The 13,712-nt window shown below is 56.7% G+C and carries 11 protein-coding genes; 3 read left to right on the top strand and 8 right to left on the bottom strand.

Annotated features, from left to right (window positions below):
- Window positions 1–188: 188 nt before the first annotated feature.
- From selB to fdnG, 7 genes are all read right to left on the bottom strand, one after another.
- A complete protein-coding gene (gene selB, locus P3C52_RS16750; RefSeq protein ID WP_275556080.1) occupies window positions 189–2,036 on the bottom strand; it encodes a selenocysteine-specific translation elongation factor in 1,848 nt (615 codons plus the stop codon).
- A complete protein-coding gene (gene selA, locus P3C52_RS16745; protein ID WP_275556079.1) occupies window positions 2,033–3,412 on the bottom strand; it encodes an L-seryl-tRNA(Sec) selenium transferase in 1,380 nt (459 codons plus the stop codon). Before selA ends, selB begins: the two co-directional genes overlap by 4 nt.
- Before the next feature lie 13 nt (window positions 3,413–3,425).
- Entirely contained in the window at window positions 3,426–4,034 is a 609-nt protein-coding gene (locus P3C52_RS16740) for a glutathione S-transferase (protein WP_275556078.1), read from the bottom strand.
- A 65-nt stretch (window positions 4,035–4,099) separates the two neighbouring features.
- The gene (gene fdhE, locus P3C52_RS16735) at window positions 4,100–5,029 is read right to left on the bottom strand and encodes a formate dehydrogenase accessory protein FdhE (RefSeq protein WP_275556077.1); all 930 of its coding nucleotides are present in this window, start codon (window positions 5,027–5,029) and stop codon (window positions 4,100–4,102) included.
- A complete protein-coding gene (gene fdoI / locus P3C52_RS16730; RefSeq protein WP_275556076.1) occupies window positions 5,029–5,679 on the bottom strand; it encodes a formate dehydrogenase cytochrome b556 subunit in 651 nt (216 codons plus the stop codon). Before fdoI ends, fdhE begins: the two co-directional genes overlap by 1 nt.
- Window positions 5,676–6,578, bottom strand: coding sequence for a formate dehydrogenase subunit beta (gene fdxH, locus P3C52_RS16725; RefSeq protein WP_275556075.1), 903 nt, complete (start codon window positions 6,576–6,578; stop codon window positions 5,676–5,678). Before fdxH ends, fdoI begins: the two co-directional genes overlap by 4 nt.
- Before the next feature lie 12 nt (window positions 6,579–6,590).
- Window positions 6,591–9,638 (bottom strand): formate dehydrogenase-N subunit alpha, encoded by a 3,048-nt coding sequence (gene fdnG / locus P3C52_RS16720; protein ID WP_275556074.1) that lies wholly within the window; start codon window positions 9,636–9,638, stop codon window positions 6,591–6,593.
- Window positions 9,639–9,852: 214 nt separating this feature from the next.
- Here fdnG and fdhD point away from each other — a divergent pair, with 214 nt between their 5' ends.
- The 3 genes from fdhD to P3C52_RS16705 all read left to right on the top strand — a co-directional run bounded on the left by fdhD (window position 9,853) and on the right by P3C52_RS16705 (window position 13,327).
- Window positions 9,853–10,650 (top strand): formate dehydrogenase accessory sulfurtransferase FdhD, encoded by a 798-nt coding sequence (fdhD, locus tag P3C52_RS16715; RefSeq protein ID WP_275556073.1) that lies wholly within the window; start codon window positions 9,853–9,855, stop codon window positions 10,648–10,650.
- Between the two features lie 885 nt (window positions 10,651–11,535).
- Entirely contained in the window at window positions 11,536–12,153 is a 618-nt protein-coding gene (sodA, locus tag P3C52_RS16710; RefSeq protein ID WP_275556072.1) for a superoxide dismutase [Mn], read from the top strand.
- A 220-nt stretch (window positions 12,154–12,373) separates the two neighbouring features.
- Window positions 12,374–13,327, top strand: coding sequence for a VirK/YbjX family protein (locus tag P3C52_RS16705; protein WP_275556071.1), 954 nt, complete (start codon window positions 12,374–12,376; stop codon window positions 13,325–13,327).
- Between the two features lie 16 nt (window positions 13,328–13,343).
- On the opposite strand, the gene P3C52_RS16700 is transcribed toward P3C52_RS16705, so the two are convergent.
- Window positions 13,344–13,706 carry a YibL family ribosome-associated protein gene (locus P3C52_RS16700; RefSeq protein WP_275556070.1) on the bottom strand — a complete coding sequence of 121 codons (363 nt, stop codon included), beginning with the start codon at window positions 13,704–13,706 and terminating at the stop codon, window positions 13,344–13,346.
- Window positions 13,707–13,712: the final 6 nt, after the last annotated feature.

Here is a 13,712-nt window from a genome sequence, read left to right as displayed (position 1 = left end):
AGAGGTTTTCCGGCCTTACCTTCCGGGTTACGAACAGGCTGCTATTTTATGTTTCGCGATGCCCATCAAATCAGACCGTGATCTTTCCCTACCGCAAATCGGCCAGACCGTAACCTGTTGCTGCCGTAAAACCGCGGACATTATTGTTGCGCACCGGCCAGGCGTTATGGTCCGCCTCAACCGGTGCGCTATTGCGAATGACTAAATAGCGCGCTGTCGCGCAGCAGGTGATCGTTGCCGCGGCGGCGGGTAAAACCGCTGCGATCAAAAAACTCCAGCAGCTGAATCGCGATTTTGCGTCCGGTGCCAAGCTGATTACGAAAATCAGCGGCGCTGGTCGCGCCCCCGGTAGCGGCGCGCTGGCGGATCAGATCGGCGAAGATCAGGATCTTATCGCTGCGGTAGTAGCGATCGCGCACGATCGCCGTAACGTGACCAAGCTGCGCTGCGGTCAGTAGCAGCTGACGGATACGCTCTTCATCTTCGCCCAATTGATTGGCGATATCGCGCACCCAGAGCGGATCGTCAAGGAATAACGGCGCCACGCGCTGCCAAAGCTGCGCCTCTTCAGCGCTAAATGCCGGTTCAAAAGCGGGCAGATGCAGCCAGCCTTGACGATTGATCAGTTCACCGTGCGCGATTAATTCATCGATTAACGCTCTGCCTATCTCCGGCTCAACGTCCGGCAACGCCATGCGTCGCAGGCGCTCCCGGCCCACGCCGGGCTGGTCGCTGTGCTGCTGATGAAAATGCGCCAGCGCTTCCAGCATTTGCCGCTGCCAGCGCTGCGCCATTTCCGGTGACAGTAGCCAGCCGCCTGCGACAACTGGCTGTAACGTATCCAGCACCTGCTGAAGCGCCTCAGGCTGTAGCTGACGTGCCCAGCTTAATGTATCCGGCAGGCAGGGCTGCTGCTGTAAATAAACGCGTATCGCTGCGCGGTCGTCCTGCGCCGCCGCCAGCTGATGCAGCCATTGCAAATAGTCAGGCTGCCGCTTACCGCGTCGCTTGCTGTTAAGCACGATCACGCGCGCGGCGGCCAGCGTCTGGCGCGCGCTGATATCACGTAAAATCAGCCGATCGTTATCTGCCAGCCACAGCGGCGTATCCAACACCAGCTCAGCCAGATTGTTCTCCAGCAGCGAAACGCGCCCGGTAATATGGCTGGCGGCGTGATAAATATGTACCGGCTGCCATTGCTGTAACGGCTGCAACGCATCCAGCGCCACAATCAACCGGCTTACGCCTTCCTTCTGCTGCGTGGCCAGCAGCCAGTCGCCGCGATGGATCTGCGCCTTTTCCACGTCGCCGCTGATATTCAGGGCGATGCGCTGTCCACCGCCCGCCTGTTCTGTCGGTTGGTTTTGCGCATGCAGGCTGCGCACCCGCACCGGCTGATTGATGCTGGTCAGCCACAGGCGATCGCCAGTGCGCACCTGGCCGGCGTGCGCGGTGCCGGTAACCACCAGCCCCGTGCCCTTAATGGTAAACGCGCGATCGATCGCCAGTCGGAAAGGGCGCGTTAGCTCCGTTTCGCGCTGCTGCAGGCTGCCCAGATGCTGGCGCAAGGCATCCAGACCGTCGCCGGTCAGGCTGCTGACTGGAAACAGGCTGCAGTTTATCCAGCCGAGCTGCTGCGTCAGCGCCTTTGTCTGCTGCGCCACTTCGGCGATACGCGCTTCGTCGACGCGATCGGTTTTGGTGAGCGCGACGGTAATCGGCGGCTGGCCGGCCAGCTTCAATAGCGTCAAATGTTCCCAGGTTTGCGGCATCACGCCATCGTCGCAGGCCACGACCAGCAGCGCATGGTTGATGCCGCCGATGCCGCTCAGCATATTAGCGAGGAATTTTTCATGGCCGGGAACGTCGATAAAACCTAATACGCGCCCGTCGGGCTGCGGCCAGTAAGCGTAGCCCAGGTCGACGGTCATGCCGCGCTTTTTCTCTTCCGGCAGGCGATCGGCGTCAGTGCCGGTAAGCGCCTGGAGCAGGGCGGTTTTGCCATGATCGACATGGCCAGCAGTGGCGATAATCATGAGGTCAGCGTCCGCAAAAACAGAGGTTCATTTTCAAGACAGCGTAAATCGAGCCATAAACGGCCTTCCTGTAACCGGCCAATAACCGGTATCTCCAGCTGACGCCAGCGCTGCGCCAGCGCCTCCAGCCCACTGCCGCGCCCCGCTTTATCAGCGAAGGTAATGGCATAGCTTGGCAGACGGTCAACTGGCAGCGATCCGCTGCCGATTTGGGAAGAGCAGGGCGCGATTTCCAGGGTGAAGGCTTCGCCCCAGGCGGCCTGCAACGGCGGCAGTAGCCGCTGCGCCTGCTGAAGAATCTCCTCCCGGTCGCGCGTCAGAAGACGCAGCGTCGGCAGTTCAGCGCGCAACCGATCCGGCTGGCGATAGAGCTGCAGCGTGGCTTCCAGCGCCGCCAGCGTCAGCTTGTCCACCCGCAGGGCGCGCTTTAACGGATGCTGCTGCAAGCGGTCGATCAGCGCCTTTTTGCCGACGATAATGCCCGCCTGCGGCCCACCCAGCAGCTTGTCGCCGGAAAAGCTCACCAGGCTGACACCGCTGGCGATCAGCCGCTGCGGCATCGGCTCGGCAGGCAGCCCGTACTGACTGAGATCGATAAGCGAACCGCTGCCGAGATCGGTAATCACTGGCAGCCCCAGCTCCGCACCCAGCGCGGCCAGCTCCGCTTCACCAACCGCTTTGGTAAAACCCTGCACCTGATAGTTGCTGGTATGTACCTTCATCAGCAGCGCGGTCTGTTCATTGACGGCGGCGCGATAATCCTTCAGGTGCGTGCGATTGGTGGTACCGACTTCGCGTAGCTGGCAGCCCGCCTGCAGCATCACATCGGGAATGCGAAAGGCGCCGCCGATCTCCACCAGCTCGCCGCGTGAAACAATCACTTCTTTACCGGGCGCCAGCGCCGCCAGCATCAGCAGCACCGCCGCTGCGTTGTTATTCACGATGCAGGCGTCTTCCGCGCCGGTCAGCTCGCACAATAAATTTGCCAGCGCCCGATCGCGGTGACCGCGCTCCGCTTCATCTAATGCATATTCCAGCGTTACCGCCTGACGTGCGGTCTGGCTGACCGCGCCGATGGCGCGTTCCGCCAGCAGCGCGCGTCCGAGATTGGTGTGCAGCACCGTACCGGTGAGGTTGAATACCGGGCGCAGCGCGCTGCGATGATGACGGGCCAGCCGTGCGGCCGCTTCCTGTGCCCAGTCGTTGTGCCAGGAAGGTAAACAGTGCTGTTGGCGGATGGTGTCGCGCGCTTCCTGCTGCATGTCGCGCAGAATGCGGGTAAGAAAGGATTGGCCGTATTGCTCGTTCAAAGCCTGAAGCGCCGGGGTGCGCAACAGGCGGTCGATAGCCGGAAGCTGGCTGTAAAGTGTACTCATAGCATCCTTGTTCTCAGGCGGCTGGCGGCACCGTGCGGGCAAAGCTTTCCCGCTGAAACAGCTTTTCTACCATTTTCACCAGCGCCGGACGGTTGACGCACCAGTTGGGCGCCACATGCCGAAAATTAAGATAGCCGATGGCGCAGGCGGCGGCGATATCAGCAAGGTTCAGCTGTTCGCCGTTCAGCCATGTTCCGTCGGCCGCCTCGCGTTCCAGCGCATCCAGCCCGCGCTGAATTTTATGGCGCTGGCGCAGCATCTCGTCCTGCGACTGCTGCTCCGTCGGGCGCAACTGCTCGCGCACGATAAACAGCGCCGCATCGCAGACGCCGTCGGCCAGCGCCTCCAGCTGCCGCACCTTGACCGCCTGAAACGCATCATCAGGCAGCAGCTTTGGCGACTGCGGCAGGGCTTCCAGTCGGGCGGCGATAATCGGCGAGTTATAACACTCGTCGTTGTCATCGACCAGCGCCGGCACTTTGCCTAAGGGATTGTATTGCGGAACGCGGCTTTCTTCAGACCAGGGGGATTCGTTCATGAATTCGAACGTAATGCCTTTTTCCAGCAGGATGACGGAAATCTTACGTACATAGGGACTGGTATAGCTGCCGATCAGTTTCATGACTTTTTCTCCCTGCTATCAAAGAGTAGGCGCGACCAGACGCGACTTGGTCTGGCCGTGTGAAATTAGTCGCTTCCGGGAAACAAAAATGGGTTAAGGCTGCTGCGGGCGAAACCTTCCTGCTCCATACGCGCATCCAGAATCAGCGAGGCGAGATCGTCGGCAACCGGTTCGACTGCCGGATCTTTCTCCTGCCACAGCATCTTCAGGTAGGTGCCGCAGTCGCCGCAGCTTTCCGCTTTGACCGCCGCCTGCTCGCTTTCCAGCGACCAGTAGTGGAGATCGCGCGTCTGTTCGCAGTTGGTGCATTTGGCGCGCACCACATACCATTCGCTTTCGCACAGGTTACAGTGCAGGTAGCGCAGGCCGCCGTTTTGCGTTCCCATATGCACCACGCTGGCGACAGGCACGCTGCCGCATACCGGACAGAATTGCCGCTGCTCGCCATATTCGGCGCGCGCCTTGCCGGGAATTAACGCCGCCATTTGCGCCCAGTAGATCGAGAGCGCCGCCCAGATAAAGGGCGCTTTATCGCTGCTGACCTGGGCAAAATCGCTTTCCAGCAGGGCGGAAGCCAGCGCTTCCAGCTCCGGCGCGGAGGTTTTTTCCAGGTTTTCCAGCACCGCCAGCGCCTGGCCGGTCATCTCCGGCTTCAGTTCTGCAATCAGCGAATGCAGCAGGCGCTGCCAGTGGGGATCGCGCGGCAGAATATGAATATCCAGCGGCGGCTTGCCGCTGGCGGCAGCTTCCACCAGGCGTGCATGGAGATCCATATGCAGCGGATGATCGTAGAGAACAATTTCCTGCGCTTCGGCAATAAACGCGGCAAAACGCAGATAGTCGCCCAGCGGATTTTTCTCCGCCAGCTGACGCAGACGCGCGGCGCGGCGGCTGTATAAATGCTTCAGCCTGGGGAAAAGTAACGGCGGAATCATATCCGCCGTTGTTTTGTCGCTCTTCTCCAGCTGTTCTTGCGGGATGATGCGAATAGTCATCAGGGACGTTTTTCCTGTTTTATCGGTTGGCCCTGCTGCGCGCGTACGGCGCGATACCAGCGCGGGTGGTGCTTCTTCGCCCAAATCGGCGTAACCCAGCCTTCCACCATAGCAGTCAGCGTGCCTTTTACCCACAGCGCGGCGTAGATATGCACCATAATCACGATGATCAGGCCCACCGCCGCGACCGAGTGCAACAGTAATGCCAGCCGAATCAGCGGAATGGGAAAGGCAGCGGCGAACCAGGGTCGCCAGATGACAATGCCACTCGCTAACAACAGCAGCAGACTGATAATAGCAGCCCAGAATACACACTTCTGCCCGAAATTATAGCGGCCGGTATCGCCGACCTCCTCATTCATGGCAATTTTGTGGATATTCTTCGCCCACAGGATATCGTCGCGGTTAATCAGGTTGTGCTTCCAGTAACGGAAGAACATCAACATGAAGGCTAGGAACATCGCCACGCCGACAAAAGGATGCAGGATGCGCGCCAGCTGCGGCGTGCCCAGCACATTCATCAACCAGTTAAACGATGGGAAGAAAAAGCCCAGCCCGCTGAGGGCGGCAAACACGAAGCAGAACGCCACAATCCAGTGATTGATGCGTTCTGGCGCGCTGTAGCGCACGATCAGGTCGCGCTTCTTCATGATTTCCGCTCCTCTTTTTCCTGCTGATCTTCATCTTCGTCCTCGCTGACGCGGTTCGGGCCGATGCCGACGTAGTGGAACACCGAGGCGGCAAAGGTCGCTGCGAAGCCGATAGCGGCCAGCGGTTTCCAGATGCCTTTCCAGAACGTTACCGTCGGGCTGATGGACGGGTTGTCCGGCAGACCGTGGTAAAGCTGCGGCTTGTTGGCGTGGTGCAGCACGTACATCACGTGCGTGCCGCCGACGCCCGCCGGATCGTACAGACCGGCGTTTTCATAGCCGCGCGTTTTCAGCTCCTCGACGCGGCCTGCCGCCACCTGCTGCATATCCGCTTTGCTGCCAAAATGGATAGCGCCGGTAGGACAGGTTTTCACGCAGGCGGGTTCCTGACCGACGGTAATGCGATCGACGCACAGCGTACATTTATAGACGCGGTTGTCGTCTTTATTCAGGCGCGGCACGTCGAACGGACAGCCAGCAATGCAATAGCCGCAGCCAATGCAGTGTTCCGACTGAAAATCGACGATGCCGTTGGCATACTGAATAATCGCGCCTTCCGACGGACAGGCTTTCAGGCAGCCCGGATCGGCGCAGTGCATGCAGCCGTCCTTGCGGATTAGCCACTCCAGCTTGCCGTTCTCTTCCACCTCCGAGAAGCGCATCACTGTCCAGGATTTGGCGGTCAAATCGGCGGGGTTATCGTACACCCCGACGTTATGTCCAACCTCATCACGAATGTCGTTCCACTCCGAACAGGCTACCTGACACGCCTTGCAGCCAATACAGGTGGTGACGTCAATCAGCTTCGCCACCTCCTGTTGATGGTCACGCGTTTGCGGCGGCGGCGTTAAGCCGTTGGTCGCGGAGCGACGAATAATGTCTTGCGACTGATAAGCCATAATCGTTCTCCGTTACACCTTTTCCACGTTAACCAAAAACGCCTTGAACTCCGGCGTCTGCGTATTGGCGTCGCCAACGAACGGCGTCAGCGTATTGGCGATAAAGCCTTTTTTCGCCACGCCCTGATAGCCCCAGTGAATCGGGATGCCGATGGTATCAACCTGCCTGCCGTCGACGTCCAGCGTGCGGATACGTTTGGTGACCACCGCTTTGGCTTTGATATAGCCGCGGTTGGAACTCACCTTAACCGTATCGCCGTGCGCGATGCCGAGCTTGCCGGCCAGCTTCTCGCCGATCTCCACGAACTGTTCCGGCTGGGCGATGGCGTTCAGCCGTGCATGCTTGGTCCAGTAGTGGAAATGCTCGGTCAGACGATAGGTCGTGCCGACGTAGGGGAACTGCTCCGCTTTGCCCATCCTCGCCAGATCGTCTTTAAACACGCGTGCCGCCGGGTTGGAGATCACGTTCGGATGCAGCGGGTTGGTGCCGATCGGCGTTTCAAACGGCTCGTAGTGTTCCGGGAACGGTCCTTCCGCCATTTTATCGATAGCAAACAGGCGGCCCATGCCTTCCGGCTGCATGATAAACGGCCCGACATCGCTGCCCGGCGCGGCAGTGCTGTAATCCGGCACATCGACGCCAGTCCACTTCGCGCCATCCCAATGCAGCAGCGCGCGCTTCGGATCCCAGGGTTTGCCCTGCGGGTCGGCGGAGGCGCGGTTGTAGAGGATGCGGCGGTTAAGCGGCCATGCCCAGCTCCAGTTCGGCGTATTGCCGAGGCCGGACGGATCGCTGTTGTCGCAGCGCGCCATCTGGTTGCCTTCCGGCGTCCAGCTGCCCGCAAAAATCCAGCAGCCGCTGGCGGTAGTGCCATCATCGCGCAGGTGCGCGAAAGTGCTGAGCAGCTGACCTTTTTTCACCAGCAGCTGACCTTTATCGTCATAAATATCGGCCAGCGCGCGTCCGTTGCTCTCCTGCGCCACTTCTTCCGGCGCCGGATTTTCCGGGGTGAGGTAATTCCAGGTCATGTTCAGCACCGGCTCCGGCGCGACGCCGCCTTCTTTGGCGTACATTTCACGCAGACGCAGGTAGATGCCGGAGAGGATCTCGCCGTCATTCAGCGCTTCGCCCGGCGCATCGGCGCCTTTGTAGTGCCATTGCAGCCAGCGCGCGGAGTTGACGATCGAGCCGTTCTCTTCCGCAAAGCAGGTGGAAGGCAGACGGAACACTTCGGTCTGAATCTGCGACGGATCGACGTCGTTGAATTCGCCGTGATTTTCCCAGAAGGTGGCGGTTTCAGTGTTCAGCGGGTCGATGGTGACCAGGAACTTCAGCTTCGACAGCGATTCAATCACTTTGCGCTTATTCGGGAAGGAGGCGACCGGGTTAAAGCCCTGGCAGAAATAGCCGTTGACCTTGCCCTGGCTCATCATCTCGAAATATTGCAGCACGTCGTAGCCTTTATCCCACTTCGGCAGCCAGTCAAAGCCCCAGCTGTTTTCACGCTGTGCTTTGTCGCCAAAGAACGCCTTCATCATGCTGACAAAGAATTTGGGATAGTTGCTCCAGTAGTTCACCTGGCCAGGCAGCGTCGCCTTCGGCGTATTGGCGCTGAGATAGCTTGCCAGATCGGTCTGTTTCTCCGACGGCAGGTTCATATAGCCGGTCAGGCTCTGCGACAGCAGGCCGAGATCGGTTAAGCCCTGAATGTTGGAGTGACCGCGCAGCGCGTTAATGCCGCCGCCCGCCATGCCCATATTGCCCAGCAGCAGCTGAATCATCGCCATGGTGCGGATGTTCTGCGCGCCCACGGAGTGCTGCGTCCAGCCGAGCGCATAGAGGAACGAGGCTGTGCGATCGTGCGCGCTGGTTTCCGCCAGCAGTTCGCAGACGTGCAGGAAATCTTTTTGCGGCGTGCCGCAGATTTTCTCCACCATTTCCGGCGTATAGCGGCTGACGTGCGTTTTCAGCAGGTTCCAGACGCAGCGCGGATGGCTCAGCGTTGTGTCACGTTTTGCGAAGCCGTTTTCGTCCAGCTCGTAATTCCAGCTGGTTTTGTCATATTTACGGGTAGCTTCGTCGTAGCCGCTGAACAGGCCATCTTCGAAGTGGAAATCTTCCCGTACGATCAGGCTGGCGTTGGTGTACGCCTCGACATATTCACGGTTGATTTTGTTATGGGTAATCAGGTAGAGCAGTACGCCCGACAGGAAAGTAATGTCAGTGCCGGAACGAATTGGGGTATAGAAATCCGCCACCGATGCGGTGCGCGTAAAGCGCGGATCGATGACAATCAGTTTGGCTTTGTTATGGATTTTGGCTTCCATCGCCCAGCGGAAACCCACCGGATGCGCTTCTGCCGCATTGCCGCCCATCACCACAACCAGATTCGCATTTCGGATGTCAACCCAGTGGTTGGTCATCGCACCGCGACCAAATGTTGGAGCAAGACTTGCTACCGTTGGTCCGTGTCAGACGCGCGCCTGGTTATCGACAGCCAGCATGCCGAGCGATCGGGTAAATTTCTGGGTTAAATAGCCGGTTTCATTACTGGAAGCAGAAGCACAGAGCATGCCGGTGCTGAGCCAGCGGTTCACCGTCACGCCCGCTTCATTTTTTTCAATAAAGTTAGCGTCGCGATCGGCTTTCATCAGCTTAGCGATACGGGTAAAGGCTTCATCCCAGCTGATGCGCTGCCATTTATCGGAGCCCGGCGCACGGTATTCCGGGTATTTCAGACGGCTTTCACTGTGTACGAAATCGAGCAGACCCGCGCCTTTCGGGCAGAGCGCGCCGCGGCTTACCGGATGATCCGGGTCACCTTCAATGTGGAAAATGGTTTCTTTGGCGTTTTTTGCGCCATCGCCGAGGCTGTACATCAATAGCCCACAGCCGACTGAACAGTAGGTACAGGTATTACGGGTTTCACGGGCGCGCAACAGTTTATATTGCCGCGTTTCCGCCAGAGCGACGTGCGGCATAAAGCCAAGCGCAGCTGCCGTAGTACCTGCCATACCGCCAGCGCAGATCTTGAAGAACTTTCTTCTGCTGACTTGCATGGTTTTTCCTTGTGGAACGACTTTGCTGTTTAATGGTTATCGGTAGCCCGCACTTTTTGTGCAGTGATTTTTTTGCGATGTGCGGGTCACAGGTTCAGAATTGCGAGGCAAATCCCGAATTGATAAGCGGGCTAAGATTACCACCTATTTTGTGTGGTTGTTATAACCAGGTAGACGTAAATTGAAATCTGATGATCAAAAAAATGCCTATGCTGTGAATAACCTCACAGGCCTCAGCGAAACGCAGGTGTGGCAACGTGATGCGCTGACGGACTCCCGTAGCGACTGGCTGGCCGATGAAGTGCCGGTAGCGCTGGTTTATAACGGTATTTCCCATGTGGTAATGATGAGTACGCCGAAAGATCTGGAGGCGTTCGCACTCGGCTTTTCGCTGTCGGAAGGCATTATCGTCGCGCCGGAAGAGATTTACGGTATGGATGTGGTGCCGGGCTGCAACGGCATTGAAGTGCAAATCGAGCTGTCCAGCCGCCGCTTTATGGCACTGAAAGCGCAGCGTCGGGCAATGGCCGGACGTACCGGCTGCGGCGTGTGCGGCGTCGAACAGCTTAATGACATCGGCAAGCCGATTCAGCCGCTGCCGTTCACCCAGACATTTGATTTAAGCCGGCTGGATAGCGCCCTGCATCAGCTGAAAGATTATCAACCGGTCGGGCAGCTTACCGGCTGTACGCATGCCGCGGCGTGGATATCCGAAAGCGGCGAACTGGCAGGCGGCTGCGAAGATGTAGGCCGTCACGTAGCGCTGGATAAGCTGTTGGGCTATCGCAGCCGTCGCGGCTGGGTGCGCGGCGCGGCGCTGGTTTCCAGTCGCGCCAGCTATGAAATGGTACAGAAGTCAGCGATGTGCGGCGTCGAAATCCTGTTTGCCGTCTCTGCCGCAACCCGGCTGGCAGTTGAAGTAGCCGAACGCAGTAACTTGACGCTGGTGGGCTTTAGTAAGCCTGGCCGCGCTACGGTTTATACCCATCCGCAGCGGCTGATTTCATCCTGAAACGTTAGCTGATTTAGTAATGAAGCATTTATAAAGAAGTTATTGCTGCGTCGCCTCGTTGTCTTTTTAGAAAGGTTAATGTTGAATCTCGCTGCTTTACCGTAATTCCTTTAGAAAATTTTGTCGTTTCTCCATAAATAAAAGGACTTACTATGAGAGTGCTAACTTCAACAGAAATAAGCTCGGTTTCTGGCGGTTTCTTTTTTTCAGCTCCGTTTATCGGCGCTGGCCTGGCTTACAATATTAGCGGCGGCAATACGGCCGCTACGCTGGCTGGAGCGGGCCTCGCCTCTATTGCTTTAGTGCCTTATTGCCCGCTGCATTGGTTATTAGGCTTAGGTTTGGGCGCTGCGGCAGTCATTTCGGCCGTAAGCGGCATGTTTAATAACGCAGGCAACGGCACAGAAACGCCGCCGGTACCGCTGCCGGCGCCTGTCGCGTTATAAATAATGCATACTGATTGAATTAAGTAGCCTTGTAATATACAAGGCTGCTTTTATTATTATCGCCTACGTTATTTGGCATAATATTAATTTATAAACGCCTTATCAGTAGCCTGTGAAACAGGCTTATTATTTTCAGGGAAATATTAAGAGTGCGTTTTTTCCTGCCTGACATTCAGCATCATGTTGGCACAGGCGCAGAACATCGTGGTGACGCGCGCGCTGTCCGCTACTTTCCTGCCATACCAGGCTTCGCGCTTGCCGCCCGCAGTTTTTTGCTTACCCAGATTGAGCGATCATCAGACAAATCTGTTATATCCTTATAAAGAGAAGGGCATTGATAATCCTTTTCCCGATCATTAATTTAACTATAATGATCCGACTGCTTACGCGGTGCTTACAACTAAAAGTGCCGCTCCTACAATAAATGGAGATGATGAACATGAGTTATTCACTGCCATCCCTGCCTTACGCATACGACGCACTGGAACCGCATTTCGACAAGCAGACGATGGAAATCCATCACACCAAACATCACCAGACCTACGTTAACAACGCCAACGCGGCGCTGGAAGGCACCGAATTCGCCGACCTGCCGGTAGACGAGCTGATCACCAAACTGGATCTGGTTCCGGCTGAGAAAAAAACCGTACTGCGCAACAACGCAGGCGGCCACTACAACCACAGCCTGTTCTGGAAAGGTCTGAAAACCGGCACCACTCTGCAGGGCGAACTGAAGGCCGCCATCGAAAAAGATTTCGGCAGCGTGGAAAAATTCCAGGAAGAGTTTGAGAAAGCCGCCGCTACCCGCTTCGGTTCAGGCTGGGCGTGGCTGGTGAAAAAAGGCGACAAACTGGCAGTGGTCTCTACCGCTAACCAGGATAGCCCGCTGATGGGCGAAGCAATTTCTGGCGCTTCCGGCTACCCAATTCTGGGCCTGGACGTGTGGGAACACGCTTACTACCTGAAATACCAGAACAAACGTCCTGACTATATTAAAGCGTTCTGGAACGTGGTTAACTGGGACGAAGCTGCAGCACGTTTCGCTAACGCAAAATAAGCGAATAAGCTGAGCGATAAATTTTACCGGCGGGGAAATAACCCGCCGGTTTTATTTTGAAATAGTGTTCCATTTAACCTTTGTTTAATAAGACCATAAATGCGGCTTTATTAATAAATGAAATTCGCTCTTTCACCACGTTTATTAGCGCAATATTAACTTTCTGTTGATATTCGCTGGCGTAATATCAGCGCATTATTTTCTATGGCTGATAAATATTATGTCTATTATTACTGAAAGTCCTGTACCCGAACTTTCAACGGGTTCACTCTTTTTCCAGTTAAGCCGCGGTAAATTTAAGCCAAATAAATTATGGGAATGCCGCCGTTTTCGGCTGAAATTCCTGCTGCGCTCGCTGGCCTATCCGGTTACCACCTTTTCTTATATGGAACGGATGTCGGAATTACCGGCAATGCGCCAGGCGTTGCTGATTCAGGGCCTGCTGCCAGCCAAAATTCATCGCCCTTATCTTTGCGCTAACTTTAGCGTGAAACAGCGCGCGCAGGCGCTGCTGGCCCATTACGACACCGTGCAGCGGCTTCCGCGCTCGCTGTATAAGCTTTTCCTGTCGCCGGTCGATCAGGTCATGGCGCGGCTGAGCGGCAAAAATGACGATCGGTTTGAGGTGGTTTGCAGCACCGGACGCTACGATCGTGAAGGCGAAATTACGCTGGTGTTGTTATATAACGCGGTAACCATTGCCTCGCTCTCTTTCTCTTTTATTGAGCAGGCTGGGGAGCTGGCGCTGTTAATTGGCGGCCTGCAGGGACCGCGCAAAACGGTAAATGCTGATATTATTCGTGACGCAACCAAATCGGCTCATGGCTTATTCCCAAAACGAGTGCTGATGGAAACGCTGTTTTATCTTGCCGGACGCTGCCAGGTTAAACAGATTCAGGCGGTGGGTGATGAAACGCACGTGTTCCGCAGCCTGCGTTACCGTCACAGCAAAAAAGAGGTGTTCCATGCCAGCTACAGCGAATTCTGGCTTTCACTGACCGGGGAAGCGCTGCCGAATGGGTTATATCAACTGCCGTTAGCGATGCCGCGTAAACCGCTGGAGGAGATCGCCAGTAAAAAACGCGCCGAGTATCGTCGTCGCTATGAGTTTATGGATACGCTGGAACAGCAGCTGTCGGATATTGTGGCGGGGAAGGGGACTGACCGGGTTTAATCAACCCGGCCTGGGATCAAAACGCTTTTGGCGCGAAGCCGGTCATCTCTTTCAGGCCCATCTCTTTGCCCAACGCGGTCATCGGGTGAACCACGATCAGGCCGCGCACGCTTTTCTTTAACGCGCCCAGGTTCGCCTGCTCTTTTTTAGTGATGGCTCGGCTGAAGGGCAGTTTCTGTAGCTTCTGCGCTTCTTTGCTCAGCTTCTGCTCGCGTACGTTGCGTAAGCGCTCGATCTCTTTGACCAGCGTCTCTTTTTCTTTCAGCAGCGCGCCGAGTTTCTCCGCATCGCCCGATTCCAGCAACATCGGCTCTTTACGATTGAGCGCGTCCAGCTGGTCGCTGAGGCGCTTGATTTCGGCTTTTTCCTGCTCTTTCATGGCTAT

The sequence above is a fragment of the Mixta sp. Marseille-Q2659 genome (assembly GCF_940807255.1).
Classification (GTDB): domain Bacteria; phylum Pseudomonadota; class Gammaproteobacteria; order Enterobacterales; family Enterobacteriaceae; genus Mixta.
This window is presented reverse-complemented; position numbering and strand designations above follow the sequence as displayed.

Coding starts and splice junctions, on each gene's coding strand:
- selB (WP_275556080.1), bottom strand. CDS start 2,036: ATGATTATCGCCACTGCTGGCCATGTCGATCATGGCAAAACCGCCCTG.
- selA (WP_275556079.1), bottom strand. CDS start 3,412: ATGAGTACACTTTACAGCCAGCTTCCGGCTATCGACCGCCTGTTGCGC.
- P3C52_RS16740 (WP_275556078.1), bottom strand. CDS start 4,034: ATGAAACTGATCGGCAGCTATACCAGTCCCTATGTACGTAAGATTTCC.
- fdhE (WP_275556077.1), bottom strand. CDS start 5,029: ATGACTATTCGCATCATCCCGCAAGAACAGCTGGAGAAGAGCGACAAA.
- fdoI (WP_275556076.1), bottom strand. CDS start 5,679: ATGAAGAAGCGCGACCTGATCGTGCGCTACAGCGCGCCAGAACGCATC.
- fdxH (WP_275556075.1), bottom strand. CDS start 6,578: ATGGCTTATCAGTCGCAAGACATTATTCGTCGCTCCGCGACCAACGGC.
- sodA (WP_275556072.1), top strand. CDS start 11,536: ATGAGTTATTCACTGCCATCCCTGCCTTACGCATACGACGCACTGGAA.
- P3C52_RS16705 (WP_275556071.1), top strand. CDS start 12,374: ATGTCTATTATTACTGAAAGTCCTGTACCCGAACTTTCAACGGGTTCA.
- P3C52_RS16700 (WP_275556070.1), bottom strand. CDS start 13,706: ATGAAAGAGCAGGAAAAAGCCGAAATCAAGCGCCTCAGCGACCAGCTG.